Below are 26011 nucleotides of genomic sequence, written 5' to 3' on the forward strand. Positions count from 1 at the left end.
AAAATGGCCCCGTGGCCATTTTTCGTCAAAGTTGAAAAATCGGCGTGATTATAACCGCTTTTGCGGAGAAATGAAAGTGTTGATTTATTTTGTGTTTTTGGGACGGAAAAAAGCGGGTGTAAGGGAGGTTTGTAATGGGAAATCGTGAATATTGTTGACAAAACAAATGTATCTATTTGTCGCGTGCATGATTTTTATGTTTGTAAATCAATATATTGATATTATTTTCCGTGTTCGGGCGGCATGGAATCGGGCGGAGGACAGGTATTTTCCATCCTTGCACAAAGCCTGCTGCAAGCCTAAAATCGGGCGGGTTATTGTTCAGAATCAAGGCTGCATCATGTCTCTTTATCCGATTTACAATTTTTCCGCCGGCCCTGCCGTATTGCCCGAAGCCGTGTTGGAAACGGCGCGGCAGGAAATGTTGGACTACAACGGTACGGGTTTTCCTGTGATGGCAATGAGCCACCGTTCGGAAATGTTTTTGAGCATCCTGCATCATGCGGAACAGGATTTGAGGCAGCTTTTGAAAGTGCCTGACAACTATAAGATATTGTTTCTGCAGGGCGGAGCAACAACCCAATTTAATATGGCAGCCATGAATCTGGCACACGGTTTCCGCACTGCCGACGCGGTGGTAACGGGCAACTGGAGCCGTATCGCTTATGAACAGATGAGCCGTTTGACCGATACGGAAATCCGTTTGGCGGCGCATGGCGGCGAGCAGTTCGACTATCTCGACCTGCCGCCTGTGGAAACGTGGGATGTTGCACCCGATTCGGCGTTTGTCCATTTTGCCGTCAATGAAACGGTCAACGGGCTGCAATACCGTGAAGTGCCGTGCCTTTCAGAAGGCATGCCGCCGCTGGTGTGCGATATGTCCAGCGAGATTTTGTCGCGCGAGTTTGATGTTGCCGACTACGGACTGATTTACGCAGGCGCACAGAAAAACATCGGGCCGGCAGGAGTTACGGTGGTGATTGTGCGTGAGGATTTGCTCGAGCGTTGTCCGAACGATATTCCCGATGTGTTCAACTACCGTTCGCATTTGAACCGCGACGGTATGTACAACACGCCGTCAACTTACGCGATTTATATGTCGGGGCTGGTGTTCCGCTGGCTACAGGCGCAGGGCGGTGTGAAAAAAATTGAAGCGGTCAATCGGCTGAAGGCGCAAACCTTGTATGAGACGATAGACGGCAGCGATGGTTTTTATATCAACCGTATCCGTCCGAATGCGCGTTCTAAAATGAATGTCGTGTTCCAAACGGGGGATGAGGAGCTTGACCGCCGTTTTGTGCTGGAAGCCGAATTGCAGGGCTTGTGCCTGCTTAAGGGCTATAAAACCGTCGGCGGTATGCGTGCCAGCATTTATAATGCGATGCCGCTTGAAGGCGTGCGGGCTTTGGCAGATTTTATGCGCGATTTCCAACGGCGTTACGGTTGATGTCCCGATGTTGTCTGAAGCGGCTTCAGACGGCATCGGCTGTTTCGGCGTTCTCCGGCGGCGTTTTGGAGGTGGTAAGATTGTGCTGCCGGCGGCTATCCGTCCTTTTCAATCCGAGCGTGATGCTGTTTGTGCCGGACTGTCCCGTCGGCGGCGCGGCCGGGTTTTTCCAATATGAAATGCTTTGCCCGTTTTTCTGGCAGGGGCGGTTGCAGACCGGTTCGAATCTTGCTTACGATGTTTTTATGTCTGCCGGACGTTTGAATGGCGGGCGGAACCCCCCGCACAGCCGCCGTTTTCTTGCCCTGCTTTGCTCCGTTGCCTTATAATTAAGAATCTTTTTCAATAATCCGGATTCCAAATGCCGGATGCCTTTTCCAACCCTTATCCGACACATTCCAAATGATAAAACCGAACCTGAGGCCGAAGCTCGGCTCTTCCGCGCTGATTGCCTTCCTTTCCCTGTATTCCTCGCTGGTATTGAATTACGCCTTTTTTGCCAAAGTTGTCGAGCTTCATCCTTTTAACGGCACCGGGGCGGATATCTTCCTCTATACGATGCCGGTGGTGCTGTTTTTTTTAAGTAATTTCGTTTTTCACGTCATTGCCCTGCCTTTCGTGCATAAGGTATTGATTCCGTTGATATTGGTTATCAGTGCGGCGGTGTCTTACCAAGAAATATTTTTCAATATCTATTTCAACAAGTCGATGTTGAATAATGTCTTGCAAACTACGGCTGCCGAAAGCGCGCGCCTGATTACGCCGGGCTATGTGCTGTGGATTGTATGTTTGGGCGTATTGCCCGCGCTGGCGTATATCGCCGTCAAGGTTAAATACCGCGTTTGGTATAAGGAGTTTTTGACGCGCCTTGTGCTTGCCGCCGTTTCCTTTTTGTGCGCGTTGGGCATCGCAATGTTGCAATATCAGGATTACGCCTCGTTTTTCCGCAACAATAAATCAGTAACCCATCTGATTGTGCCGTCTAATTTCATCGGCGCGGGCGTGTCGAAATACAAAGATTGGAAGCGTTCCAATATTCCTTATACGCAATTGGATATGGCGGTCGTGCAAAACCGGCCGGCCGGCAGCCTGCGCCGTTTCGTGGTGCTGGTCGTGGGCGAGACCACGCGTGCCGCCAACTGGGGTTTGAACGGTTACAGCCGCCAAACTACGCCGCTGCTTGCCGCGCGCGGCGATGAAATTGTCAATTTCCCGCAGGTCAGAAGCTGCGGCACATCGACCGCGCACTCCCTGCCGTGTATGTTCTCAACCTTCGACCGCACGGATTATGACGAAATCAAAGCCGAACACCAAGACAACCTGCTGGACATCGTGCAGCGCGCCGGCGTGGAAGTTACCTGGTTGGAAAACGATTCCGGCTGCAAGGGCGTGTGCGGCAAAGTGCCGAATACCGACGTTACCTCGCTCAACCTGCCCGAATACTGCCGCAACGGCGAGTGTCTCGACAATATCCTGCTGACTAAGTTCGACGAAGTCCTCAACAAAAACGATAAAGACGCGGTTTTAATCCTGCATACCATCGGCAGCCACGGGCCGACGTATTACGAACGCTATACCGAAGCCGAACGCAAATTCACGCCGACCTGCGACACCAACGAAATCAACAAATGCACCCGCGCCACGCTGGTCAACACTTACGACAATACGGTTTTGTATGTGGACCAGTTTATCGACAAGGTTATCCGCAAACTTGAAAACCGCGACGATTTGGAAAGCGCGGTGCATTATGTTTCCGACCACGGCGAAAGTTTGGGCGAAAACGGGATGTACCTGCACGCCGCGCCTTACGCCATCGCGCCTTCCGGGCAGACGCATATCCCGATGGTTATGTGGTTTTCCAAAGCCTTCCGCCAACACGGGGGCATAGATTTCCAATGCCTCAAACAAAAAGCGGCGGAAAACGAATATTCGCACGACCACTATTTCAGCACGGTATTGGGGCTGATGGACATTTCCAATAGCCAAACCTATCGGAAGGAAATGGATATATTGGCAGCCTGCCGCCGTCCGCGCTGATGCCGGATATGCCGTCTGAAGCCTTCGGACGGCATATGTGTCCGAACACCCGACCGATGACCGGAGTATAACGATATGGATGCTTTAAAATTATTGACGAACCGCCGATCTTCCAAAAAGCTGAAGCACCCCGCCCCCGATGCGGCGGAGTTGGAACAAATATTTCAGGCGGCAACCCAAGTTCCCGATCACGGCAATATGCGCCCCTTCCGTTTTACCGTGATTCAAGGCGAGGTAGGATTGCAACGTTTTCGCGATGTGTTAAAGCAAACGGTTGCCGAATTGAATTTCGGCGACGATGCGATGAAAAAGGCGGAAAAAGTGGGCAATATGGCGCCGATGGTTATCGGGGTAACGTTTGCGCCGAACCGCGATGTGCCTAAGCCGAAACCGGAATGGGAGCAGATGCTGACGGCGGGTTGTGCGGCGTATGCGCTGCAACTGGCGGCAACGGCGCAAGGTTTCGACAATGTCTGGATAACGGGGATGTGGGTCAACAGCCCTCTGTTGCGTGAGGCTTTCGGATGTGCGGATAAGGATAAAATCATCGGGCTGATGATGGTCGGCACGCCGACAGAGGAAGTGCATAAGCCCAAGAATACCGATTTGGAAGCGTTTGTCAGCCATTGGTAAACGGAATCTCAAGCGAAATGCCGTCTGAAAGGCTTTCAGACGGCATTTTTCCATGCGTTTTAAACCGGATTCATGAAACGCCCGATGCGTTCGGCGGAAATGTCGGGTGTCGCGCCATGTTCGGAGGCGACCAGCGTACCAAGTACGCAGGCAAAGGTCTCATGCCGTCTGAAGGTTCAGACGGCATCGGTGTCGGGGAATCAGAAGTGGTAGCGCATGCCCAATGAGACTTCGTGGGTTTTGAAGCGGGTGTTTTCCAAGCGTCCCCAGTTGTGGTAACGGTATCCGGTGTCCAAGGTCAGCTTGGGCGTGATGTCGAAACCGACACCGGCGATGACACCAAGACCCAAGCTGCTGGTGCTGTGGCTTTCGTGATAGGCAGGTTTGGTAACCAAACTTGGGATCTTGCCTGGCTCTGTAGCACCTTTCGATGGTTTAAGGAAAGCAGTCGTGGTTTCTTTTCTCACTGAATGAACCTGATGTTTAACGTGTCCGTAGGCGACGCGCACACCGATATAGGGTTTGAATTTATCGAATTTATCGTTGAGTTTGAAATCGTAAATGGCGGATAAGCCGAGAGAAGAAGAGGCGTGGAATGTACCGTTTTCCTGATTTTCCGTCTTCAGTTCTTTCCAGTTGCCACTGGTATTGTTTCTTTCCACCTCTTTTGTGTTGACGGAATATTTATTGTTGTTCCATTTTCTGTAACTGGCATAATCTGCCGCTATCCTCCAGCCGCCGAAATCATAGCCGACCGACACCCGGGGGTGGATGGAATGCGCACGGATGTTTCTGAAATAATCGCTTACTGTGCTTGTGTTGTTTGCACCGGTTGCTTGCGGATAATCGTGGGTAATGCGTTCGGCGGCATAAGCTAAATCCGCCTGCACATAATACGGGCTGCGCCCGCTGTCTTCACTTGCCGCCTGCGCTGCGGAAGAGAAGAGAAGAGAAGAGAAGAGAAGAGAAGAGAAGAGAAGAGAAGAGAAGAGAAGAGAAGAGAAGGTTTTTTGGGGCTGGATTCATTTTCGGCTCCGTATTCGGTTTAACTGATTAAAAAAGAAAGATTTTCAATGATGTTGCAGGAGCGGACTATATCAGGTTTGTGGCGATGTTTCAACACAATATAGCGGATGAACAAAAAAGAGAACGATTCTCTAAGGTGCTGAAGCACCGAGTGAATCGGTTCCGTACTATCCGTACTGTCTGCGGCTCGCCGCCTTGTCCTGATTTTTGTTAATCCACTATAAAGACCGTCGGGCATCTGCAGCCGTCATTCCCGCGCAGGCGGGAATCTAGAATTTCAATGCCTCAAGAATTTATCGGAAAAAACCAAAACCCTTCCGCCGTCATTCCCACGAAAGTGGGAATCTAGAAATGAAAAGCAGCAGGAATTTATCGGAAATGACCGAAACCGAACGGACTGGATTCCCACTTCCGTAGGAATGACGGTTCAGTTGCTACGGTTACTGTCAGGTTTCGGTTATGTTGGAATTTCGGGAAACTTATGAATCGTCATTCCCGCGCAGGCGGGAATCTAGAATTTCAATGCCTCAAGAATTTATCGGAAAAAACCAAAACCCTTCCGCCGTCATTCCCACGAAAGTGGGAATCTAGAAATGAAAAGCAGCAGGAATTTATCGGAAATGACCGAAACTGAACGGACTGGATTCCCGCTTTTGCGGGAATGACGGGATGTGGGTTCGTGGGAATGACGTGGTGCAGGTTTCCGTGCGGATGGATTCGTCATTCCCGCGCAGGCGGGAATCCAGACCTTAGAACAACAGCAATATTCAAAGATTATCTGAAAGTCTGAGATTCTAGATTCCCACTTTCGTGGGAATGACGTTTCAGTTGCTACGGTTACTGTCAGGTTTCGGTTATGTTGGAATTTCGGGAAACTTATGAATCGTCATTCCCGCGCAGGCGGGAATCCAGACCTTAGAACAACAGCAATATTCAAAGATTATCTGAAAGTCTGAGATTCTAGATTCCCGCTTTTGCGGGAATGACGGTTCAGTTGCTACGGTTATTGTCAGGTTTCGGTTATGTTGGAATTTCGGGAAACTTATGAATCGTCATTCCCGCGCAGGCGGGAATCCGATCCGTTCGGTACGGAAACTTATCGGGAAAAAAGGTTTCTTGAGATTTTACGTCCTGGATTCCCACTTTCGTGGAAATGACGGGATTTTAGGTTTCTGATTTTGGTTTTCTGTTTTTGTGGGAATGACGGGATGTAGGTTCGTAGGAATGACGTGGTGCAGGTTTCCGTGCGGATGGATTCGTCATTCCCGCGCAGGCGGGAATCTAGTCTGTTCGGTTTCAGTTATTTCCGATAAATGCCTGTTGCTTTTCATTTCTAGATTCCCACTTTCGTGGGAATGACGGGATTTTAGGTTTCTGATTTTGGTTTTCTGTCCTTGTGGGAATGACGGGATGTAGGTTCGTGGGAATGACGTGGTGCAGGTTTCCGTGCGGATGGATTCGTCATTCCCGCGCAGGCGGGAATCTAGACTTTAGAACAACAGCAATATTCAAAGATTATCTGAAAGTTTGAGATTCTAGATTCCCACTTTCGTGGGAATGACGAAAAGTTGCGGGAATGACGAAAAGTTGCGGGAATGACGGAAAGTGGCGGGAATGACGGTTCGGGCATTCCTTAAATCACCCGTGTATCGCTGTAAATCTTAGAGATGGCGGAATATAGCGGATTAACAAAAACCAGTACGGCAAGGCGAGGCAACGCCGTACTGGTTTTTGTTAATCCACTATAATTGAAGGGGTTATCGGCTTGTGCAACGGAAGCCCAAGTTGTGCAAGACGTATTTGGATTGCAGGCTGGTGCGGATGCCGTAGCGGAGGAAGGCGGCATAGTTGGACGAGTCGCTCGACCCGACAGATGCGCCGCTGCAAAACATTTGGGCGTTGGCATTGCCGGAAGAAAGCAGGCTGCTGTTGAAATCTTCCGTCCATTCCCAAATCAGACCGTGCATATCATAAACGCCCCAGTAGTTCGGGCGACCTTTGCCGACATCGTGCAGGTCTTTCCGTCCGCCGTCGGCATACCAATCGAGAATAGTGCGGTTGTAGCCGGGTTCGTTTGAGCCGTTTTTCTGCGTGGCGGAAGCAAGTCCAGCAAATTCCCATTCGTCAATAGTCGGTAGGCGTTTGCCTTGTGCGGCGCAATAGGCGTTGGCAGCAAACCAGGAAACATTGGTTACCGGTTGTTTTAATTCGCCCGCCTTCGGCGCATAGCTGCGGCTGCCGTTTTTCATCCAATGCTTCAGGTAAGCGGGTTCTGCCTGTTTGGAACCGATCCTGCCTTTTTGCCATTGGGGGTGGCTGTTGACAAATTCGGCAAACTCGGCATTGGTAACGGGATATTTATCCAGTTTGAACGGTTTGACTTTAATCAGACCGGTATCTTTTTTCAGATAAAGCGGGCGGTAGCTGCCGCCTTCGATTTGAACCATTTCGGCAGCTGCCGCTTGAGTGCCGGCGAGTGCCGCACAGAGAAAGAGTAACCGGGTAAACTTCATATCATGCCTCCTGACAGGCAGTTAAAATTGATTTTTCAGACGGCATTTTAAACAAAAAGCCGCGAATGCCGTCTGAAGAATCAATCTTCCGAAAGGAAAGATTGGTTGTTAAAAAACCACTGCCGTGCGTAATTAAGTACGGCGGCAGTGGTTCGTTTGCCTAAAAATGGGTGTTCAATTTAGTAATCGCTTTTTGCAGGAGCAGAGGCTGCAGGAGCAGAAGCTGCGGGAGCGGAAGCAGCAGGAGCTGCACCGTTACCGGCGTAAGCGGTATCACTCAATTTTTGAGTCATGATTTCAGGGTTTTCTGCACCTTCTACTTTCAATTGACCCAGTGCGCCTTTGTTGAATGCGCGGAAGATAGAGTGGTCAACCAAAGTGTAGCTGCCTGGGATGTCGACTTTGAATTCGACAATGGCAGAGCCGCCGGCAGGAACGATGGTACTTTGTACGTTTTCGTTAATCAGTTTGCCGCCTTCAACATAAACTTTGTCGAAGATTTCACCGATTACGTGGAAGGAAGACACCAAGTTCGGACCGCCGTTACCAACGTACATACGTACAGTTTCGCCTGCTTTGGCTTTCAGGGCGTTGTCGCCGGCGATAGCACCTACGTGACCGTTGAATACGACGTATTCAGGCTGTTCGGCAACGGCTTTGTCCATATCGAACGGTTGCAGACCTTGCGCGCCTTTTTTGCCTTTGGTGTAGAAGTCGCCTTGGACGATGTAGAACTCTTTATCCACTTTCGGCAGGCCTTCTTTAGGCTCGACCAAAATCAGGCCGTACATACCGTTGGCGATGTGCATACCGACCGGCGCGACGGCGCAGTGGTAGATGTACAGACCCGGTTGCAGGGCTTTGAAGCTGAATGTGGAAGTGCGGCCCGGGGCGGTAAAGGTCGCGGCTGCACCGCCGCCCTGACCGGTTGCGGCGTGGAAGTCGACGTTGTGCGGAACGGTAGAAGAAGGATTGTTGGAAAATTCCACTTCAACCGTATCGCCTTCGCGTACGCGGATCATGCGACCCGGAACGTCGCCGTCAAATGTCCAGTAGCGGTATTCCACACCGTCGTCCATTTTCATGGTTTTTTCGACGGTTTCCATTTTCACGCGTACTTTGGCAGGGTAGTCGCGGTCGATTGCGGGAGGTACTTCAGGAGCGTGGGTGGTAACCGCATCGATAACGGGCAGTTCGCCTGCCGGAGTTTCGGCGGCAGCTTGCGTAGCGGAGCTTGCAGCTTCAGCGGAAGCGGCAGGGGTTTCGGCAGGGGCTTGAGCAGCTTGTTCGCCACCGCAGGCGGCTAAAGCAAACATAGAAGCGATAATTGCAGCTAAGGCTTGGCGTTTCATGATGTTTTCCTTTTGTAAGAAAAGTAAATTGTCCTGAAAGGATTGGTTAAGAACTGGTGTGATTATGCGGTTGCTTACCTATGTATATTTTGATTTAGGTCAAGTAATTCAATAAATATGAACTTAAAATGACACTTCTAATACTTTATAACTACTAAAAATTACAATGAATAGGCTGATTTGCTAGGGGCTTCGGCAGAGCAGGCAAAGGCAGGGCAATTTCCGAGTAAAGAATAATGATAGTTATTATCATATATGTATTTGTTTTATATGTGAGTTTGTTTGAACAAATGTTTATTTGCGCGGTAAACCGTGCTACAATCTTTAACATTCATATTCTGTGAATTTTAAACAACTGCTTTATTAAAAGGAGCTCTCAAAATGGGACAGTACAAGAAGCTGTGGTACTTGCTGTTTGCCGTTCTGGCGGTATGCTTTACCATTCTTGGCTATATGGGCAGCGAGGTTTATAAGAAAGCCCCGCCTTACCCCGAACAGGTCGTTTCCGCATCAGGCAAAGTGCTGATGACGAAAGACGATATTTTGGCAGGTCAGTCTGCGTGGCAGAGTACCGGCGGTATGGAAGTCGGTTCGATTCTGGGTCACGGCGCATATCAGGCTCCGGACTGGACGGCCGACTGGCTACATCGTGAGTTGTCCGCTTGGTTGGATTTGACCGCGCAACAGACTTACGGCAAAAAATTCGATGAAGTTTCCCCTGAAGAACAAGCCGTTCTGAAAACCCGACTGGCTGACGAATACCGCAACCAAAGCCGTGTGAAGGAAGACGGTTCCGTAGTCATCAGTGATACGCGCGCGAAAGCCATCGAAAGCATCCTGCCTTATTACCACGGTGTTTACGGCGACGATCCCGCGCTGCAAACCACCCGCGAACACTTTGCAATGAAAAACAACACATTGCCAAGTCAGGAAGCGCGTGAAAAACTGTTCGACTTCTTCTTCTGGACTTCTTGGTCTGCTTCGACCAACCGTCCCGGCGAGGTCTTTACCTACACCAACAACTGGCCGCACGAGCCTTTGATTAACAATGTACCGACTACTGAAAACTACATGTGGTCGTTTACCAGTGTCGTACTGCTCTTGATGGGCATCGGTTTGTTGATGTGGGGTTATTCCTTCCTGACCAAACACGAGGAAGTGGAAGTGCCGTCTGAAGACCCGATTTCCAAAATCCAACTGACCCCTTCGCAAAAAGCATTGGGCAAATACGTCTTCCTGACGGTCGCTCTGTTTGTGGTACAAGTATTGCTGGGCGGCCTGACCGCGCACTACACCGTCGAAGGTCAGGGTTTCTACGGCATCGATGAGGCGTTGGGCTTTGAAATGTCCGACTGGTTCCCCTATGCCCTGACCCGTACTTGGCACATCCAATCCGCCATCTTCTGGATTGCAACCGGCTTTTTGACGGCGGGTTTGTTCCTCGCGCCGATTGTCAACGGCGGCAAAGATCCCAAGTTCCAACGTGCAGGCGTGAACTTCCTCTATATCGCCCTCTTCATCGTGGTCGGCGGTTCTTACGCGGGCAACTTCTTCGCGTTGACGCACATCCTTCCCCCCGAATTGAATTTCTGGTTCGGACACCAAGGTTACGAATACCTCGATTTGGGCCGTTTCTGGCAACTCCTGCTGATGGTCGGCCTGTTGTTGTGGCTGTTCCTGATGTTGCGCTGCACGGTTTCCGCCTTCAAAGAAAAAGGCGTGGACAAAAACCTGCTGGCAATCTTTGTCGCTTCTATGGTCGGTGTGGGCGTATTCTACGCACCGGGTCTGTTCTATGGCGAAAAATCCCCGATTGCCGTAATGGAATACTGGCGTTGGTGGGTGGTTCACCTGTGGGTGGAAGGCTTCTTTGAAGTATTTGCCACTGCCGCCTTTGCCTTTGTCTTCTACAATATGGGCTTTGTCCGCCGCAGTACCGCCACTGCCTCTACTCTGGCCGCTGCCGCCATCTTTATGTTGGGCGGCGTTCCGGGTACGCTGCACCACCTGTACTTCTCCGGCTCTACCTCCGCCTCTATGGCAATCGGCGCCTGCTTCTCCGCTTTGGAAGTCGTGCCGCTGGTGTTGCTGGGCCGTGAAGCATACGAGCATTGGTCTTACCAACACCTGTCCGACTGGGCGAAACGCCTGCGTTGGCCGCTGATGTGCTTCGTGGCAGTCGCCTTTTGGAATATGATCGGTGCCGGTGTATTCGGTTTCCTGATTAACCCGCCGATTTCCCTGTTCTATATCCAAGGTTTGAATACTTCTGCTGTTCATGCGCACGCCGCCTTGTTCGGTGTGTACGGTTTCTTGGCATTGGGCTTCGTATTGCTGGTTGCCCGTTATTTGAAACCGAACGCGCAGTTTGACGACAAACTGATGACTTGGGGCTTCTGGCTGCTCAACGGCGGCTTGGTCGGTATGATTGCCATCAGCCTGTTGCCGGTTGGCGTGATTCAGGCATACGCCTCCATCACGCACGGTCTGTGGTATGCCCGCAGCGAAGAGTTCCTGCAAATGGAAATCCTCGATACCTTGCGTTGGGTACGTACGGCAGCTGACTTGGTCTTTATCGGCGGTGCAATCTGCGTTGCCATCCAAGCTACTAAAATCGTATTCGGCCGCGACAAATAAGTTTTGCGGTATGAAATGAGCAACTTATGGGGTAGGTATTATTTTGACACCTTTAGAAAGAAAGCAAAAGAAGGCGAAAATTTTAAAGGAAACAAAAATTTGAACGGAAATTTAGGAAAAAGCGGCTTTGACACCTTTAGGTGCAAAGTAGGTAGAAAGTGATATAACTTTGATACCTTTTTTGCACGGTTTTGATGAGGTTTTGGGTTGATTTTGGTTTTATTTGAATTGAACGGCGTTTGGAATATCCAAACGCCGTTTTTTTAGTTGACGGTACGGCCATACCATTCTACGCGTCCGATGATGGCTACATTTTGGTTGTCGTCGGTTAAATCTATTTCGAAAGGCTCATAAACCGGATTGGCTGATTTGACGAGCAGCTTGCCGGGTAGTTTTTGGATTTGTTTGACAAACAGGTGATTATCGATGCGGATAACGTACAGGCCGTCGCGCGGGGTGGTTTCGGCGTGATTCACTAGGATGTTGTCGCCGTGGTTGAGTACGCCCTCCATCGAATCGCCCTTTACGGCGATGACGGACAGTTTGTCAAGCTGGCGGGTAACGTAGTTTTCTATCCAATAACGCCTGAATGCCATGCAGAATAAGGGCTTGTCGTCTTCTGCGGGATAGCCGTGCCCTGCGGCGGCGTAGACGTCGTAACGCGGGATAAAGACGAACTCGTCTAAGTTGATGGGGTTGCCGAGGGTATCGGTAGCCGTACCGTCGGTATGGGTACGGACTTCGACCGCTTGGCCTTTATTCATGTATGGCGAGCCTTGGCCGGTAAGAAGCCAGTTTAAATCGCAACCGGTTACTTCTTGAATTTTAATCAGATAGTCTGCTGTTGGAATGGCACCGTCTTTCCAGACACGGCTAAAACCGGAGGCAGACATATCAATCTTATTGTAGAAGTCGGCGGGTTTGGCATTGTCCGGCCACAAAGATTTCAAACGCTCTAAAAAGTCCATGATTGTCCTTTTGCTTAGAATTTCGCATTTAAGCAAAAAATACACTTCTTTTGCTTAAAATTAATTCGTCAAATAATCAAATAGATGGCTAATATTTTGCTTTTTTGCGTTATATTTCTAAGCAAAAGAGTTGCAATAACCTTTTTTGCTTAGTATTATTCACTCACTTAATCAATTAACGAAGTAAATCACATTACTGAATGGAATAAGTCAATTATGCAAAAAAACGCAACGCCGAAAAACTGGCACCGCGCGGATATTGTTGCTGCTTTGAAAAAGAAAGGCTGGTCGCTTCGAGCACTTTCAATAGAAGCGGGGTTGTCGCCGAATACGCTTAGAAGCGCACTGGCCGCCCCTTATCTTAAGGGAGAAAGGATTATTGCCGCTGCAATCGGAGTGGAACCGGAAGAGATTTGGCCCGAACGGTATGCAGATCGGAATTTAAAACCTGTTTTCCCCAAAAGAGTAGTTAATGGATAAGTGGTTTTCGATTTAGTTCCTTAAATGCTAAAGGTTATACGCATTTAAGTAAAACACAAAAAGAAAGAAATAGCAAAATGTTGATTTCAGCGGTTGAGTTGGCGGGCTTGCAACTTCCAAAGCTGCCGAACAGTAGACAAGGCATCGAGTACCACGCCAAAAAGAATAATTGGCCGTTTGAAGAGGTTGTAGGACAGGCTCGAGGCGGCAAGCTTAAGAAATATTTGGTTTCCGCCCTCCCTTCGGAGATTCAGGCGGCCATACAGGAAAAACAGGCGGCAACATTGTTGGCCAAGGTGCCGATGTTGCCGGCAGAAGTAAAAAAACCGCTTCGGCAAAATAAAAAGATGCGGCAGTTGGGTTTGATACCGTGCGAGGAAGGTTTGGCGCGGTTGGACGACAGGCAGACGGAAACGGCCCACGCGCGTTGTGCGATTGTCGCCTATGTATTGCCGCTGCATGAATTGGCGGGTATGCCGATTAAGAAGGCGGTGGCGTTTGTGGCAGCTGAAGCGGCAGCAGGCAGGTTGCCGGAGGATGTGGCCAAGCTGATTCCGTTGGCGAATGCGCGGAACAACGGCGAACGCAGTTTAAGCGAACCGACTTTATACCGATGGGTGCGGGCTTACCGTGCGGCATCGGACAGTATGAGCCGCCTCTTGGCACTTGCGCCGGTGAAAACACGGGAAAAGACGCCGCTGCTGGCGATTGACTGGCTGCCTTACTTCTTGATGTTTTATCAGCGGCCGAACAAGCCGACGATGATGGCGGCGGCGAAGAAACTGGCGCAATGGTATCTGGAACAGGGAAAAATCGAGCAGATGCCGAGCTATGACCAGATTCAAACAGTGATGAAACGGTTGCCGGAACATATGAAGGAGCGCGGCAGGCGCACGGGGTCGGCTTATAAGGCTTTGCTGCCTTACATTGATAGAGATTGGACGGCGTTGAAACCGAACGATGTCTGGGTGGGCGACGGCCACAGCTTTAAAGCAAAAATCCGGCATCCGATGGGCTATCTGTTTACGCCGGAAGTGACAATGATTGTGGACGGTTGCAGCGGTGCGGTCGTGGGTTGGAGTGTGGCGCTGTCGGAAACGGCGGTAGCGGTGGCGGATGCTTTGCGCCACGGGATGACGCATTTCCCGCCACCTTTGGGTTATTACTCGGATAACGGCTCGGGTGAAACGGGCGATATGCTGGATAAGGAAACGACGGGTATTTTGCCGCGTATCGGTATCGAGCATTTTACGGGCATTCCGGGCAATCCGCAGGGGCGCGGCAAGATTGAACGGCTGTGGCAGACCATTACGATTCCTTTGGCCAAGCAGTATGCGACTTATCAGGGCAAGGATGCGGATGCCGAAACATTGAGAAAGGTATCGAATGCGCTGGCGAGTGCGCAGAAGGTGCAGAAAAAGGGCAAGGAACTGAGCAAGGCGCAGGAAGCGGCGCTGTCGGCGGCACCGACTTGGGCGCAGTTTATAGCGGATTTGGAAGAAGCGGTACGCCGATACAACTTTGAACACGAGCACCGCAGCCTGCCGAAAAATCCGGAAGCGGGACGGCATTTTACGCCGATGAAATATTACGAATACCGGATGGAAACGGACGGCATGAGGGTGAAAACGGATGTATTAAGCCCGCTGGAGTTGGATTTTATGTACCGTCCGGAGGAAGAACGCATCCCCGACCGCGGAGCGGTGTCTCTGCACAATAATACTTACTTCCACCAAGAATTGCTGGATTACAGCGGTCAGAAGGTACGGGTGGCTTACGACATCCACGATGCCGACCATGTGATTGTGAAGGATATGCAGGGCAAGGTGATTTGCAAAGCGGTATTCAACGGCAACAAACGGGCGGCATTTGCGGAAACGCGGATGGAACAACTGGCCGAACGCCGCCGCAAAGGCCAGGCCAAACGTCTGCAAGACAAGATGGATTTAATCGAGGCACAACGCCAATCGGCCGCGCCGATTATCGAGCAGCAGCCTGATTTCGGCGAATTTTTGAAGCTGGAAACGGAAAGCGGCGGGTTGGTAGAGGTGGAAAACAGGCCGTCTGAAAGCGGCAGGGGCAAGAAGAAGTTACGCGATTTTTTATGGGAAGACGCCGGTTAGTAAAACGGCACATCTTTGACACTTTTTAAGGAAAACGAAAAATGATTGAGAAATTAAGACAATTTCTGGAAACCAGCGGCATGAGCCAAAACAAGGCGGCCGACCGCATGGGCGTATCGAGAAGTGCATTGTCGGGCTATTTGAACGGCAAATACGACGGCGATATTGCGGGGATGGATAAGAAAGCCGCGCTGTTTCTTGAACAGGAAGGCGACCGGGCGGAATTGAAAAAGCTGGATATTCCCTATGTTGAAACGGGCACGGCCAAGAAGATGAAAGGTTGGCTGGGTTTGGCGGCATGGCTGGGGCAGCTCGGTATTGTGTATGGCGGTGCGGGCTTGGGTAAAACCACGGTATTGAAACAATATGCGGCCACTAACCCGCTGGCTTTGTTGATTGAGCCGGATACAGGCTATACGGCAAAGGTGTTGTTGCAGGAAATCTGCCATGCACTGGATTTAAGCGAGAGAGGCAATATCCATGAGCTGACGGAGCGGATTATCAACTGCCTGAAGCGTGATAAGAAGAGCCGCAGCCCGCGTGATGCACACCGTATTTTGCTGATTGACGAGGCGGAACAGTTACCGACACGCGCACTGGAGAGCCTGCGGCGGATACATGATAAATCGGGCGTGGCGGTGGCGTTGGTGGGTATGCCAAAGCTGCTGCTGAATCTGAAGGGGCCGAACAGTGAATTCAAGCAGTTGTTTTCAAGGGTATCGGTCAAGATGGAATTGGGCGAGATGCTGCCGGAAACGGATTTAAAACAGATTGCGGCGGCAGTGTTGAAGACGAACGATGAGGCGGTATTGCAGAAGGTGGTGAAAACGGCCAAAGGCAATGCGCGGAAACTGTCGAAGCTGCTGCTGATTGTGGACTATTTGTTGCAGGTTAACCCTGATGTTGATTTGGATGATGATGTAATCGAACACGCGGAAACCTATTTAATCCACTAAACCTTTGACAGATAAGGCAATAATTTTTTTACCTTGTTATTTTGTTAAGTTATTGAAATTAAAGGAAAACTAAAAATGGAAAATTTGAAAATGCGGCATCTGCTCGCCATACCGGCGATTGTGATTGCGGTAACGGCGTGTGCGAACCGCTGCACCGAGCCGGTGCCGGCGTGGAGCCTGTATCAGAACGAGACCAGTCAGCAGCGGCTGATGCGGGAAAAACAGAATGCGGCTGACTTTGCGGTATTGCAGGCAGAAAAAGCCTATGAACGGATGAGCGATAAAGAGCGGATGAAAGGGGTGGTTTATGAAAACTGAGACGAAAATCTGCAAAAAATGCGGAGAAGAGAGGCCGTTGTTCCGTTTCAAAAAAGACGATGCGTATGCGGGCGGGTATAGGCCTGTATGTTACGAGTGTTTAAACGCCAGAGCAAAGGAACTGAAGGCAGTCCGAGACAGTATGGCGGAAAGAAAGATTATCTCTAAAGGCATCAGCATAAATGGAGGGAAAACGCATATGGAATTTCCTGAAGAACCTGAATTTATGAAAAACAAATACTGGACCGTTACAAAAACGGATTATAGAAGACCATTAAAAGGACTTTAACCATGAGTAAACGGTTGGCACGACGGAAGATGCCGAAACACGAATTGAAACGGGTTAAAGCGTTCGCCCTGAAACAGGCGGTCGAGAAGATTCGGGCACGGTGGGGCGAGAAAGCGATACGGCTTGCCTCAACAGACAACAAACAGACTGATTAAACAAGGAATAAGAAAATGATGAATGAAATGAATGCGGTAGCGGCTTTGTTGGTTATTGCCATATTGCTGGCGGCGGTAATGACTGTGTTGGTCGAGATATTGGTCGAGCAACGGGTTAAGGAACGGCTGGGGAAACTGCTGGATAAGGCGTGCCGACCGGATGACGGGTGGCAGGAATGATAAGGAAGGAAATGTGATGAATATGGTACTGACAATTTATTTTTGGTTGGTGGGGCTGGTCTGTTTTGCCCGTTCCGCCAAAGAGACTTATTACGCGGAATCTTTATACGGTCTGCTGACTGGGCTGTTGGGGGTGATGTGTTCGGCTTTTGTGGTGTCAGTGTCGGTGGCAAGGGTGATGGGGTGGTTGAAATGAATCAATTGAAAATGACGATCGCCAAACCTGAGACGGAAGATTTTGAAGATGCCTGGGCATTTATCAGAATGCTTAATTTGGTGACTTATGATTTGAACCCTCTGAAAACTGATACCGACGGCGAATACGAATATTTGGCGGATGAAGACAAATCTGATGTATTAGATGCCGTTGTCGAAAAATTTAACGAATGTAGTCTTGAGTGGATGTTGTCGGCGCTGCAAGCACTGATGTCGCCGGAGATGGGGATTATCAACCAAGATTCGGATACGTTGGAGTTGCATCCCAAACTGAAAGGCGGTACGGAATGAAAGTGCGCTGCCCTACCTGCGGTGCGGTGATGAGCTTAGATGTATTAATCGCCCATGATGATGCAGCGAAGCTCTGATTGCCCTGACAGGCATTTCAGACGACCTTTTTAAGGCGGTATTGCGGTATCTGACGCTGTTTCGCCCCGCCGAAAAGGATTTAAGTTTTAACCGAGTTTCAAAGCTCGTCGGCGAGATTGCGCCGATGATACGGGACGGAAAGATTGTCCGCAACCGCAAAACTTATCCGGCCCCGCGCGAGGCTTGGATTTGGGCGGCAACGCGATGCCTTGAGGCACGGGACGCGGGAAAACTGACACCGCCACTGACCAGCCACGGTTATTTGTTGGAAAACATTACGTTTTGGTCGCCTGAAAAGACGGCGGGAACGGCGGTTTTGCCCTCTCCCCAACCATCTCACACGAGAGAGGTGGCAAGCACCAAATTGAGGAGCGGGTTGGGCGGCTTGATGGAGTGGTCAAATGGAGGAAAACAATAGCTGGCTGAAAAAAGCAATCGCGCAGGGTTTCATGATGCTCGCCGCCCTAAACCTCAAAGGCCGCCCTGCCTCGGCGGATTTGACGGCAGTCGCCGAACTTTGGTTGGTCATACTAAGCGGCCGGTCGTGGCAGCCGGAGCATGACGGGATCAGGATACAGGCAGCCTTTAGGGCTATCGCGGCGTCCTCGTCAGAGTGGCCAAACCCTGCCGACCTTATCAAGCACCTGCCACCGGGCGAAGTCAGGATGGTGCCGAGGCTGGAAAAGAAGCACTGCCCGACGGAATACGGCAAAGAGCAGGCCGCCGAACTGAAAAAGATTGTCGGCAGATTGAAAAACGCACCCTGCATGAATAGAGATTGGATACACGGGCAACGCCACCGGTCGGTGGACGAATGTAAAAGGATTTATGCCGAAAGGCAGAAGGGAAATAAATAGCCAAATGAGTACGTTTTTTGACAATCAGGAATCCGACTTAATAAACGAATTTCTGACGGAATACTGGGAAGAGTTTGAAAAATTCTCCGCCAACAACGGATTTGATGACGATTTATTGAAGCAAATATCAATGGAATTGGAAGGACATAGGAACCATTATGAGTAACTTAGACATGAAACAATACAAACAGGATGCCAAAGGCAATCTCGTGCCGCTGGCCAATATTAAAGAAATCGACCTGCTGCGCGACGAGCTGGTGCAGGAAATTGCCGCCAAAGCCCGCGCGGTACAGGATAACTTGATGGCGTTCAAACGCGAGGCGATGGACGATATCGCAGCGTTTGTACAGTTGAGTGCCGACCGCTATGACGTATCTGTCGGCGGTAAGAAAGGCAATATCAGCCTGCACAGCTTTGATGGAGCGTACCGCGTCAACCTTGCCATACAGGACACGTTGGTATTTGACGAAGGTTTGATTGCCGCCAAAGCCCTGATTGACGAGTGTATCAACGAATGGACGGAAGGCAGTCGCACGGAATTGAAAACACTGATTAACGCGGCCTTCCAAGTGGACAAAGAAGGCAATATCAGCACTGCCCGCGTCCTCGGTCTGCGCCGCCTGCAAATCACGGATGAAAAATGGCAACGGGCGATGGATGCGCTCTCCGACAGTTTGCAGGTGCATATCAGCAAACCGTTTGTGCGGGTATATCAGCGCGGCGAGGATGGGGAGTATCAGTTAATGAATTTGGATGTGGCGAAGGTGTAGGAAAAATGAACGCAAATATAATGATTTATTTGATTGAAGTTAATGATGGGCCGGTTGCAAAAGCACTGCGAAGTTTTCAGCAGGACAAGGCCGCAATGCGGCAGGCGTGGCTTGATTGGGCGCGAGAACACTTGCCGTCAGACGCGCTAATGCGGGAATGGAGCGATGGGCAAGTGGCAGGGTTTGCGTTCCCTTCAGGCATACCCGATGGATGGAAAAAGCCCAATAAGAACGGAATTTGTTGGCCACGGCAAAACAACCCAATCCTCAAAACCATGCCACTTAACAAAAGATTTAAACGCCCCGAAGAGTATTTGGAAGAAGTTGGCATCACCGCACCAACAATGATTTTTGAAAAGAATAGCGACGGAGAGACTTGGGCATCTTGGGGTATCGGTAATTTCTTTAATCCTGTTCAGTTCGTTTGGGCGGGATTGGAGGAGGACGCGCCAAAGGGCGTGGTAACTCCTGATTATGCCTACGAGCTTAGAGAAGGGGCTAAGAGAATCAGAAACGGCTGTACGATGCAGCCGCCCGAAGATTTTGATTGGCAGAATCTGTTACCGGGCTGCCGTGTCATTCCTCGGTATGAGTGGGATTACTTGGTTGGGAAATGGCAGGAAACACGGAATGATGCCGAAGAACAGGAGGCTTAAATGGCAAAAATCATTATTGAAATCGAAGACCTGCCCGAGGGCACCGACATTAATTTTAAGGGCGACCTTCCGGCGGCGGATGCAAAAGACAAAACAGGTGCGCAGCAAACGGCTGTGTTAATCAGCAAGATGATTCAGGCGGCGCAGATGATGGCATCCCCATCCGTAAACATTAGGCCGTCTGAGACTGCAAATCCATAACCCGCGCGGCACGGTCTGCCGCATTTAAATCTAAATAGGAGTCAAAAAGTGAATAAATCCGAATTAATCCAAGCCATCGCCGACGAGGCGGAATTGAGCAAACGCGCTGCGGCGGAGTTTGTCAATGCGTTTGTCAGCGTGGTAACGCAAGAACTGAAAGACGGAAACGACGTTACGCTGGTCGGCTTCGGCACGTTCCACGCCGCCCAATCCGCCGAGCGTCAGGGACGCAATCCGAAAACGGGCGAACCGCTGACCATCGCGGCGCGCAAAACACCCAAGTTCCGCTCGGGCAAGGCGTTAAAAGATGCGGTAAACGGTTAAACGTCTGAAACCCCAAATCCAAGCGGATTTTTGAAAAGTCCGCTTCAGTTTGAAGTTTTAGCGACGAGGAAAACCATGATGAACACAAACGAACAGTACAAACGCAAGGGGCTGATTGCGAAAATCAAAATCGCGCAAAGCCAGCTTGGGATGGAAGACGATGTTTACCGTGCGATGCTGGCGCGTGTGTGCGGCAAAACATCCTGCACGCAGATGAATCTAGCCGAATTGCAGGCGGTGGCGGCGGAAATGAAGCGGATGGGCTTTAAGCAGACCGCACCGAAGGGCAAAGGTATCCGCCCGCATTTGACACAGGACCGTGCCGCGCTGTTGAACAAGCTGGAAGCGCTGTTGACGGTGGGCGATAAAAGCTGGCAGTACGCCGACGGGATGGCCAAAAGGATGTTCGGCAAGGATTTGGTACGATTTTTGACACCCGAGCAGCTATACAAACTGGTGCAGGCGCTGCAAATCCATATCAACAAAGCGAAAAAGGCGGCAGAGCAATGATCAGGGTGGATGAAGAAGATTTTGAGGCGGTGCGCCACCTGCTGCCCGAAAGTGTGCTGGCACTGATTACGATCATCGGGCTGACAGAAACGGTGGAGCTGGTGAAAAACTTAGGCGGCACGACCTACCCGTTGCGGCAGGGATGCACCAAAGGCAGCGAATCGCGGCTGGCTTATTTGGAGGAAATCGTCGGCGGTGCGGCGATGGAAAAAATGGTGGAAGCACTGGCCCCCTGCGATTTGTTTATTCCGAAATGCGAGCAGGCTTTGCTGGAATTGCGTGACCGCCATATCCGCCGCCGCTTCGATGCGCAGACGGGTAAAGGCGTACCGGCTTATGAGGCGGTGAACGATTTGGCTTTGGCGCACGCGCTGACCGACCGCCATATCTGGCGGATTCTGAAGAAGCCGGATAATGAGTGTGAGCAAGGCGGGTTGTTTTAAATTATAATGCCGTGGGGATAACACGGCATTTTTTATGGGAAATCAAGATGAAGACGTTTTATGTTCTGATGTTGGCCGCAATGCTTGCGGCTTGCGGCGGACAAGAAAACAAGCCTGCTGCCGGCGAAAGTCAAACCGATAATCGGGCGCAGCAATATCAGAATCAGCAAAAACAGATTGCCGCACGTTTGGCTGATGAAGAATATTTCATCGGTGAAAACAATTTGGAACAAATCCGTCTGCACGCCAATTTGAAAGAGCGCGCTCAAAAGCTGTTGTCTTTATTGGCGCAGGCCGACAAGGAAAGCCGTGTGTGGGTTTTGCCCGGCGATGCAGCCAAAATCAAAGAATTCAATGCGGCTTTCGCGGCGGTGGCAAAATCTGCCGAGGAATCTTTCGGCGGCCCTTTTCTTGCGGATAAGGCGGGGCTTTATCAATGTACCGCTGCGGCCAATGCGGCTTACGATTATTTTTTCGCCCGGCAGAGAAAGGATGCGCTGACCGAAAATTACCGTCAACAATACACGGACAACATAGCTGCCTGCCAAGGGCAAATCCGCACCCCGCCAGCCGCCCAAGCGACAGTGTATGCGCGTAAAGGTATCAGGCTGCCGTTGAATAATTGTTTGCCGGTATTGGCCGGAGATGAAGAATTTGATACCTACACCTGCCCGATGGAAGTAAAATAGGCCGTCTGAAACCCAGCCCGAGAGCAAAAGCCCTCGGGCTTTTTGCTGCCTGTCTGACATGGGGCAGGCGCGGTGCCAAATAAGCGGACAGGATAATCAAGGCTCGATAACAGACTAAGCAGGACGAATCTATGAGCAAGATTATTGTGCTGACCGCAGGCCACAGCAACACCGACCCGGGTGCGGTCAACGGAAGCGACCGTGAGGCGGACTTGGCGCAGGATATGCGCAATATCGTGGCTGCTATTTTGCGCGATGACTACGGTTTGACTGTTAAAACCGACGGCACGGGCAAAGGCAATATGCCGCTGCGCGAAGCGGTCAAGCTGATTCGCGGCTCGGATGTGGCGATTGAGTTTCACACCAACGCTGCCGTCAGCAAAGCGGCGACAGGCATCGAAGCCTTGAGTACCGTTAAAAACAAACGCTGGTGTCAGGTGTTGAGCAAAGCCGTTGCCAAGAAAACCGGCTGGAAACTGCGCGGCGAAGACGGCTTTAAACCCGACAATGCGGGCCAGCATTCGCGCCTGGCTTATGCACAAGCCGGCGGCATTGTGTTTGAGCCTTTTTTCATCAGCAACGACACTGATTTGGCCTTGTTTAAGACGACTAAATGGGGCATCTGCCGCGCGATTGCGGACGCGATTGCGATGGAATTGGGGGCGGCAAGAGTATGAATATTATTGGTAAATTGAAAGAAGCTGCTTCCTATTTTCTTACAAAATTGATTGGAGAAAATCCTAGTAATGAGCAGGTAAACCGCGCACTTATACAGATGCCAAATGTTCGTCCGATACACACCTATCCACGCCCAAATTTAAGAAACTCAGGCGTGGCAGCCGCGAAACGCGCGGCGCGCAAACGCAAGAATCGTCGTTAATCATGGGACAGGTTGCGTTTTACGAAAAGATGATTGGGCTGTGGTCGGCCAAAAGCCGTGAGGCAAGCGAACAGGCAGACTTGGCGGCGTTTGAATTTGCGGAGGGCGAACTGGCCAATTATCAGGAAATGCTGAAACGGCACCTGCAAACCAAAAGTGTGGAATAGCAATGCGTATTTTGGATATTTTTAAAAACCCAGCGACAGGCAATGTGTCGCACTCGAAACTGTGGGCAAACGTTGCCTGCGCGGCGGGGACGGTTAAGTTTGTGATGCTGCCCGACCCGTCGGCGGAGATTTGGGCGGTGTATTTGGGCATTGTCGGCGGCTATGCGGTGGCGCGTTCGTTGGTCAGCGTCAAACGTCAGGAGGTCGAGAATGAATCTCGTGAAACTGCTGGCGAATAACTGGCAACCGATTGCCATCATCGCGCTTGTCGGCACGGGTTTGGCGGTGTCGCACCATCAAGGCTACAAGTCGGCTTTTGCGAAGCAGCAGGCGGTCATTGAGAAAATGAAGCGCGACAAGGCGCAAGCCCTGCTGTTGTCGGCTCAAAACTACGCCCGCGAACTGGAACAGGCGCGTGCGGAAGCTAAAAAATATGAAGTCAAGGCGCACGCCGTCGGCATGGCTTTGGCGAAAAAACAGGCGGAAGTCAGCCGTCTGAAAACGGAAAATAAAAAGGAAATCGAAAATGTCCTTACTCAAGACCGTAAAAATGCAGGCGGCGGTTGTATTGACGGCTTTGGCCATCACGGCTTGCAGCTCTACAAGCGCGCCCTCGGCTACGGAAATTAAGGTTGTCGAAAAGGCGGTCATGCCGACACCGCCTGCCGCATTGATGGTCGCGCCGGTACGCCCAAATCCGCCGAAAGACGGCAAGACAGTAACGCTGTTGGAACACGCCGCCGAGTTTGGCGGCTATGTTGCCGAACTTGAAAACCAAAATCAGGCTTGGCGCGACTGGGCGGGCAATCACTCCCGCAAAGTCGGAAACTGACAAAAAAGCCCGCGTAGGGCGCGGGCTGAGGGTGAAAGCGGATTTTATACCTCTTTTACAGGGGTAGCGGCGGTAGTGCTTTTCAGCAAATCGACTGCGTGCTGGCAGTTTTGCTTGCTGGTGTAGCCTTCGCCCTGAGCGATGATTTCATGGTTGGCTGCTTTCAAACGCCAACGGTATTCGCCTTTTGCGTCTTTATAGATTTCAAAATACATAAGGTTTCTCCTATGAATGAGTACACGTTTTCTTACCGCTTTAACGGCAAGTCCTGGTCATTGAGCATTTGGGCGGACAACCCTGAAGAAGCCAGGGCGAAATTTCGGGCTGCACGAGAAAATGCGCACTATGACGGCGAAGTTGTAGCAAAGGTTTATACATTTGTAAATATTTCGTGGGTTAAGAAATTGTACAAGCGGACAAAATATTTAATGGGTATCAAAGAATGACCTACCGTGAATTAGTTGAACGTCAGTTGGCTGTGCGCCAAGCGGGTTTGCAAATCGGGCTGCAAAAGGCCAACGAGCAAGAGCCGTTCATCGCGGCGGTGGCCGAAACTTTAAGCCGCACGATGTGGGGCTATGTGATGCGGATGGATGCGCGGTTTGAAGTAACGTTTATCGTAGATTTGGGCCATGTGGCCTTCGAGCATCAATTCACTGCGGTCAAACAGGCGCTGAAGGAAAAATTCGAGGTTGAAGCCGATGGGGATGCGCTGACTGTGGAATCCGACCGCCTGCCCTATGGTATTGCGGCCTGCCGGGTGGTGTTCGGAGATGTGTTATGAGCGGAGATACACCGATTACCGTGGAATATGTGTTCGGCACGTTGGTGTCGTTTCTGATTGCTTTATTGTGGTATTGGGTAAAAAGCATTTCAGACGGCCTGAAAGAAGCCCGTAAAGATCGTGATGAACTGCTCGGCAGGTTGCACAGCGTAGAAACATCTTATCAGACGAAAGCGGAAGCAAAAGACAACAGGAACGAAATCTTAAACTTGTTGCGTGAAATCAAGGCTGATTTGAAAGAAGTCGGCCAGAAAATCGAACGGAAGGCAGACAAATAATGCAAAACCAAGACCCTATTTTAAGAGCGTTGGCAGAAATCAACGGCAAGCAGGACAAATTGTTACAAAATCAGGAACGCATGGATGCGGAAATCAAGAAAATCCATGCCGATTGCCGCCGCACGTCGGCAACCACCGGCGCGGCCGCGGGCGCGATTTCGGGCGGTATTGTGGCTACGGGCATCGCATTTGCCCGCGCCAAGTTGGGGCTGTAACGATGGCGCATCCGAAGGCGACCCGCGACAAGCTGCGGGCACTCTACTGCAACGGCGAGCAGAGCCTTGAGACGGCGGCGGCTTTATGCGGCGTATCGCTCGGCACCGCCCGCCGCTGGCGCGATGAGGCCAAGGCGCAGGGCGACGACTGGAACAAGCTGCGCGCGGCCCATACGCTGGCCGGCGGCAGCATAGACGAAATCGCGCGGGCGATGATGACGTCGTTTCTGGTGCAGTATCAGGCGACGATGACGATGTTGCAGGATGCGGAAGTGGAAGATTTGCCGCCGAGCAAACGGGTGCAGCTGCTGGCGAGTTTGGCCGATGCGTTTACCAAAACGGTGGCGGCGAACAAGCGGGTGTTGCCGGAAACCTCGCAACTGGCGACGGCTTTGGAGTTGTTGCAGTTTTTGATGGTATTCGTGCAAGAAAAACACCCCAAACATTTGGCTGCCTTTGTGGAAGTGCTGGAGCCGTTCGGGGCGGAGGTGGAGAGGAAGTTTGGTTAGTTTAATCGTGAAGTAAACGTGTCATCAGAATGTTTACCGGCAACACCAATTGCAACCAATAGATCTAGATGATCGGCTAATTTTTTCAGTGAAATTTTAAAGCCTTGCTCCTCCAATAAATCTTGTATTTCAGACGGCGTGTATTTGCCCGCATCTAACAGTTTGGATATTTCTAAATCAATCGATTTCATTTTTTG

The 26011-nt window shown here is 50.8% G+C and carries 41 protein-coding genes and 1 pseudogene; 36 read left to right on the forward strand and 6 right to left on the reverse strand.

Annotated elements, in window-relative coordinates:
- Positions 1–340 precede the first annotated feature (340 nt).
- The 5 genes and pseudogenes from serC (at position 341) to IUJ45_RS09335 (ending at position 4344) form a co-directional block, all read left to right on the forward strand.
- Positions 341–1447, forward strand: a complete 1107-nt coding sequence (serC, locus tag IUJ45_RS09315) for a phosphoserine transaminase (RefSeq protein ID WP_002247032.1) — start codon at positions 341–343, stop codon at positions 1445–1447.
- Positions 1447–1780: pseudogene (locus tag IUJ45_RS09320) on the forward strand (hypothetical protein). The gene serC and the pseudogene IUJ45_RS09320 overlap by 1 nt, the downstream one beginning before the upstream one ends.
- A gap of 69 nt (positions 1781–1849) precedes the next feature.
- Positions 1850–3484, forward strand: a complete 1635-nt coding sequence (locus IUJ45_RS09325; RefSeq protein WP_014573874.1) for a phosphoethanolamine transferase — start codon at positions 1850–1852, stop codon at positions 3482–3484.
- 75 nt (positions 3485–3559) lie between these two features.
- Positions 3560–4117 carry a nitroreductase family protein gene (locus IUJ45_RS09330; RefSeq protein ID WP_002212693.1) on the forward strand — a complete coding sequence of 186 codons (558 nt, stop codon included), beginning with the start codon at positions 3560–3562 and terminating at the stop codon, positions 4115–4117.
- Positions 4118–4134: 17 nt separating this feature from the next.
- Positions 4135–4344, forward strand: coding sequence for a hypothetical protein (locus tag IUJ45_RS09335; RefSeq protein ID WP_002237258.1), 210 nt, complete (start codon positions 4135–4137; stop codon positions 4342–4344).
- Here the strand turns inward: IUJ45_RS09335 and IUJ45_RS09340 are convergent.
- The 3 genes from IUJ45_RS09340 to nirK all read right to left on the reverse strand — a co-directional run bounded on the left by IUJ45_RS09340 (position 4318) and on the right by nirK (position 9008).
- Positions 4318–5139, reverse strand: a complete 822-nt coding sequence (locus IUJ45_RS09340) for an opacity family porin (protein WP_082308692.1) — start codon at positions 5137–5139, stop codon at positions 4318–4320. The two genes, IUJ45_RS09335 and IUJ45_RS09340, sit on opposite strands and share 27 nt — an antisense overlap.
- Positions 5140–6900: 1761 nt before the next feature.
- Positions 6901–7656: a formylglycine-generating enzyme family protein gene (locus IUJ45_RS09345; RefSeq protein ID WP_002246340.1), complete on the reverse strand. Its 756-nt coding sequence runs from the start codon at positions 7654–7656 to the stop codon at positions 6901–6903.
- A 179-nt stretch (positions 7657–7835) separates the two neighbouring features.
- Complete coding sequence (gene nirK, locus IUJ45_RS09350) at positions 7836–9008, reverse strand: copper-containing nitrite reductase (RefSeq protein WP_002246339.1); 1173 nt, start codon at positions 9006–9008, stop codon at positions 7836–7838.
- Positions 9009–9389: 381 nt separating this feature from the next.
- Between nirK and IUJ45_RS09355 the strand changes: the two genes are divergently transcribed.
- Positions 9390–11645 carry a nitric-oxide reductase large subunit gene (locus tag IUJ45_RS09355; protein WP_002246338.1) on the forward strand — a complete coding sequence of 752 codons (2256 nt, stop codon included), beginning with the start codon at positions 9390–9392 and terminating at the stop codon, positions 11643–11645.
- Between the two features lie 263 nt (positions 11646–11908).
- On the opposite strand, the gene IUJ45_RS09360 is transcribed toward IUJ45_RS09355, so the two are convergent.
- Entirely contained in the window at positions 11909–12613 is a 705-nt protein-coding gene (locus tag IUJ45_RS09360; protein WP_002212701.1) for a LexA family transcriptional regulator, read from the reverse strand.
- 216 nt (positions 12614–12829) lie between these two features.
- Between IUJ45_RS09360 and IUJ45_RS09365 the strand changes: the two genes are divergently transcribed.
- The 25 genes from IUJ45_RS09365 (at position 12830) to IUJ45_RS11075 (ending at position 24028) form a co-directional block, all read left to right on the forward strand.
- Positions 12830–13093: a helix-turn-helix domain-containing protein gene (locus IUJ45_RS09365; RefSeq protein ID WP_002212702.1), complete on the forward strand. Its 264-nt coding sequence runs from the start codon at positions 12830–12832 to the stop codon at positions 13091–13093.
- A 77-nt stretch (positions 13094–13170) separates the two neighbouring features.
- Positions 13171–15216 carry a Mu transposase C-terminal domain-containing protein gene (locus tag IUJ45_RS09370; RefSeq protein ID WP_002237254.1) on the forward strand — a complete coding sequence of 682 codons (2046 nt, stop codon included), beginning with the start codon at positions 13171–13173 and terminating at the stop codon, positions 15214–15216.
- 41 nt (positions 15217–15257) lie between these two features.
- Positions 15258–16172: an AAA family ATPase gene (locus tag IUJ45_RS09375; RefSeq protein ID WP_002212704.1), complete on the forward strand. Its 915-nt coding sequence runs from the start codon at positions 15258–15260 to the stop codon at positions 16170–16172.
- 75 nt (positions 16173–16247) lie between these two features.
- On the forward strand, positions 16248–16490 hold the full coding sequence (locus tag IUJ45_RS09380; RefSeq protein WP_002212705.1) for a hypothetical protein: 243 nt from the start codon (positions 16248–16250) through the stop codon (positions 16488–16490).
- Positions 16480–16779, forward strand: coding sequence for a hypothetical protein (locus tag IUJ45_RS09385; RefSeq protein ID WP_002212706.1), 300 nt, complete (start codon positions 16480–16482; stop codon positions 16777–16779). Before IUJ45_RS09380 ends, IUJ45_RS09385 begins: the two co-directional genes overlap by 11 nt.
- Positions 16780–16781: 2 nt before the next feature.
- Positions 16782–16934: a hypothetical protein gene (locus IUJ45_RS09390; protein WP_002212707.1), complete on the forward strand. Its 153-nt coding sequence runs from the start codon at positions 16782–16784 to the stop codon at positions 16932–16934.
- A 15-nt stretch (positions 16935–16949) separates the two neighbouring features.
- Positions 16950–17114, forward strand: a complete 165-nt coding sequence (locus IUJ45_RS09395; RefSeq protein ID WP_002212708.1) for a hypothetical protein — start codon at positions 16950–16952, stop codon at positions 17112–17114.
- Between the two features lie 16 nt (positions 17115–17130).
- A complete protein-coding gene (locus IUJ45_RS09400; protein WP_002237253.1) occupies positions 17131–17310 on the forward strand; it encodes a hypothetical protein in 180 nt (59 codons plus the stop codon).
- A complete protein-coding gene (locus tag IUJ45_RS09405) occupies positions 17307–17621 on the forward strand; it encodes a hypothetical protein (RefSeq protein ID WP_002237252.1) in 315 nt (104 codons plus the stop codon). The genes IUJ45_RS09400 and IUJ45_RS09405 overlap by 4 nt, the downstream gene beginning before the upstream one ends.
- Positions 17622–17739: 118 nt before the next feature.
- On the forward strand, positions 17740–18117 hold the full coding sequence (locus IUJ45_RS09410; protein WP_010981245.1) for a hypothetical protein: 378 nt from the start codon (positions 17740–17742) through the stop codon (positions 18115–18117).
- Positions 18101–18556, forward strand: a complete 456-nt coding sequence (locus tag IUJ45_RS09415) for a hypothetical protein (RefSeq protein ID WP_002212711.1) — start codon at positions 18101–18103, stop codon at positions 18554–18556. Before IUJ45_RS09410 ends, IUJ45_RS09415 begins: the two co-directional genes overlap by 17 nt.
- A gap of 4 nt (positions 18557–18560) precedes the next feature.
- Positions 18561–18722 (forward strand): hypothetical protein, encoded by a 162-nt coding sequence (locus IUJ45_RS09420; RefSeq protein WP_002212712.1) that lies wholly within the window; start codon positions 18561–18563, stop codon positions 18720–18722.
- A complete protein-coding gene (locus IUJ45_RS09425) occupies positions 18715–19326 on the forward strand; it encodes a DUF3164 family protein (protein WP_002212713.1) in 612 nt (203 codons plus the stop codon). The genes IUJ45_RS09420 and IUJ45_RS09425 overlap by 8 nt, the downstream gene beginning before the upstream one ends.
- Before the next feature lie 5 nt (positions 19327–19331).
- On the forward strand, positions 19332–19982 hold the full coding sequence (locus IUJ45_RS09430) for a hypothetical protein (protein ID WP_002212714.1): 651 nt from the start codon (positions 19332–19334) through the stop codon (positions 19980–19982).
- A complete protein-coding gene (locus IUJ45_RS09435; protein WP_002212715.1) occupies positions 19983–20183 on the forward strand; it encodes a hypothetical protein in 201 nt (66 codons plus the stop codon).
- A gap of 48 nt (positions 20184–20231) precedes the next feature.
- Positions 20232–20507: an HU family DNA-binding protein gene (locus IUJ45_RS09440; RefSeq protein ID WP_002212716.1), complete on the forward strand. Its 276-nt coding sequence runs from the start codon at positions 20232–20234 to the stop codon at positions 20505–20507.
- 75 nt (positions 20508–20582) lie between these two features.
- Positions 20583–21017: a gp16 family protein gene (locus IUJ45_RS09445; protein ID WP_002212717.1), complete on the forward strand. Its 435-nt coding sequence runs from the start codon at positions 20583–20585 to the stop codon at positions 21015–21017.
- The gene (locus IUJ45_RS09450) at positions 21014–21460 is read left to right on the forward strand and encodes a Mor transcription activator family protein (RefSeq protein ID WP_082308693.1); all 447 of its coding nucleotides are present in this window, start codon (positions 21014–21016) and stop codon (positions 21458–21460) included. Before IUJ45_RS09445 ends, IUJ45_RS09450 begins: the two co-directional genes overlap by 4 nt.
- Before the next feature lie 47 nt (positions 21461–21507).
- Positions 21508–22149, forward strand: coding sequence for a hypothetical protein (locus tag IUJ45_RS09455; RefSeq protein ID WP_002212719.1), 642 nt, complete (start codon positions 21508–21510; stop codon positions 22147–22149).
- A 131-nt stretch (positions 22150–22280) separates the two neighbouring features.
- A complete protein-coding gene (locus tag IUJ45_RS09460) occupies positions 22281–22826 on the forward strand; it encodes an N-acetylmuramoyl-L-alanine amidase (RefSeq protein ID WP_002246335.1) in 546 nt (181 codons plus the stop codon).
- On the forward strand, positions 22823–23029 hold the full coding sequence (locus IUJ45_RS09465) for a hypothetical protein (RefSeq protein WP_002219372.1): 207 nt from the start codon (positions 22823–22825) through the stop codon (positions 23027–23029). The genes IUJ45_RS09460 and IUJ45_RS09465 overlap by 4 nt, the downstream gene beginning before the upstream one ends.
- Before the next feature lie 2 nt (positions 23030–23031).
- Positions 23032–23196, forward strand: a complete 165-nt coding sequence (locus IUJ45_RS09470; RefSeq protein ID WP_002215782.1) for a hypothetical protein — start codon at positions 23032–23034, stop codon at positions 23194–23196.
- Between the two features lie 2 nt (positions 23197–23198).
- Entirely contained in the window at positions 23199–23435 is a 237-nt protein-coding gene (locus IUJ45_RS09475) for a hypothetical protein (RefSeq protein WP_002215783.1), read from the forward strand.
- Entirely contained in the window at positions 23407–23826 is a 420-nt protein-coding gene (locus tag IUJ45_RS09480; protein ID WP_002246334.1) for a hypothetical protein, read from the forward strand. The genes IUJ45_RS09475 and IUJ45_RS09480 overlap by 29 nt, the downstream gene beginning before the upstream one ends.
- Entirely contained in the window at positions 23723–24028 is a 306-nt protein-coding gene (locus IUJ45_RS11075) for a hypothetical protein (protein ID WP_002247134.1), read from the forward strand. The genes IUJ45_RS09480 and IUJ45_RS11075 overlap by 104 nt, the downstream gene beginning before the upstream one ends.
- Positions 24029–24072: 44 nt before the next feature.
- Here the strand turns inward: IUJ45_RS11075 and IUJ45_RS09490 are convergent, their stop codons facing one another.
- Complete coding sequence (locus IUJ45_RS09490; protein ID WP_002215844.1) at positions 24073–24243, reverse strand: YegP family protein; 171 nt, start codon at positions 24241–24243, stop codon at positions 24073–24075.
- Between the two features lie 12 nt (positions 24244–24255).
- On the opposite strand from IUJ45_RS09490, the gene IUJ45_RS09495 reads away from it, so the two are divergent.
- Genes IUJ45_RS09495 through IUJ45_RS09515 form a run of 5 tightly spaced genes read left to right on the forward strand, consistent with a single transcriptional unit; the run spans position 24256 to position 25814 of the window.
- Positions 24256–24474 (forward strand): hypothetical protein, encoded by a 219-nt coding sequence (locus IUJ45_RS09495; protein ID WP_002215845.1) that lies wholly within the window; start codon positions 24256–24258, stop codon positions 24472–24474.
- Positions 24471–24812 (forward strand): hypothetical protein, encoded by a 342-nt coding sequence (locus IUJ45_RS09500; RefSeq protein ID WP_002237247.1) that lies wholly within the window; start codon positions 24471–24473, stop codon positions 24810–24812. Before IUJ45_RS09495 ends, IUJ45_RS09500 begins: the two co-directional genes overlap by 4 nt.
- The gene (locus IUJ45_RS09505; protein ID WP_002212721.1) at positions 24809–25090 is read left to right on the forward strand and encodes a hypothetical protein; all 282 of its coding nucleotides are present in this window, start codon (positions 24809–24811) and stop codon (positions 25088–25090) included. Before IUJ45_RS09500 ends, IUJ45_RS09505 begins: the two co-directional genes overlap by 4 nt.
- Entirely contained in the window at positions 25090–25305 is a 216-nt protein-coding gene (locus IUJ45_RS09510) for a hypothetical protein (RefSeq protein WP_002212722.1), read from the forward strand. The genes IUJ45_RS09505 and IUJ45_RS09510 overlap by 1 nt, the downstream gene beginning before the upstream one ends.
- A gap of 2 nt (positions 25306–25307) precedes the next feature.
- Positions 25308–25814 carry a DUF1804 family protein gene (locus tag IUJ45_RS09515; RefSeq protein WP_002237246.1) on the forward strand — a complete coding sequence of 169 codons (507 nt, stop codon included), beginning with the start codon at positions 25308–25310 and terminating at the stop codon, positions 25812–25814.
- Here IUJ45_RS09515 and IUJ45_RS09520 read toward each other — a convergent pair.
- A complete protein-coding gene (locus IUJ45_RS09520; protein WP_002212724.1) occupies positions 25811–26005 on the reverse strand; it encodes a hypothetical protein in 195 nt (64 codons plus the stop codon). The two genes, IUJ45_RS09515 and IUJ45_RS09520, sit on opposite strands and share 4 nt — an antisense overlap.
- Between the last annotated feature and the right edge of the window lie 6 nt (positions 26006–26011).

The sequence above is a fragment of the Neisseria meningitidis genome (genome assembly GCF_022869645.1).
Lineage (GTDB): Bacteria > Pseudomonadota > Gammaproteobacteria > Burkholderiales > Neisseriaceae > Neisseria > Neisseria meningitidis.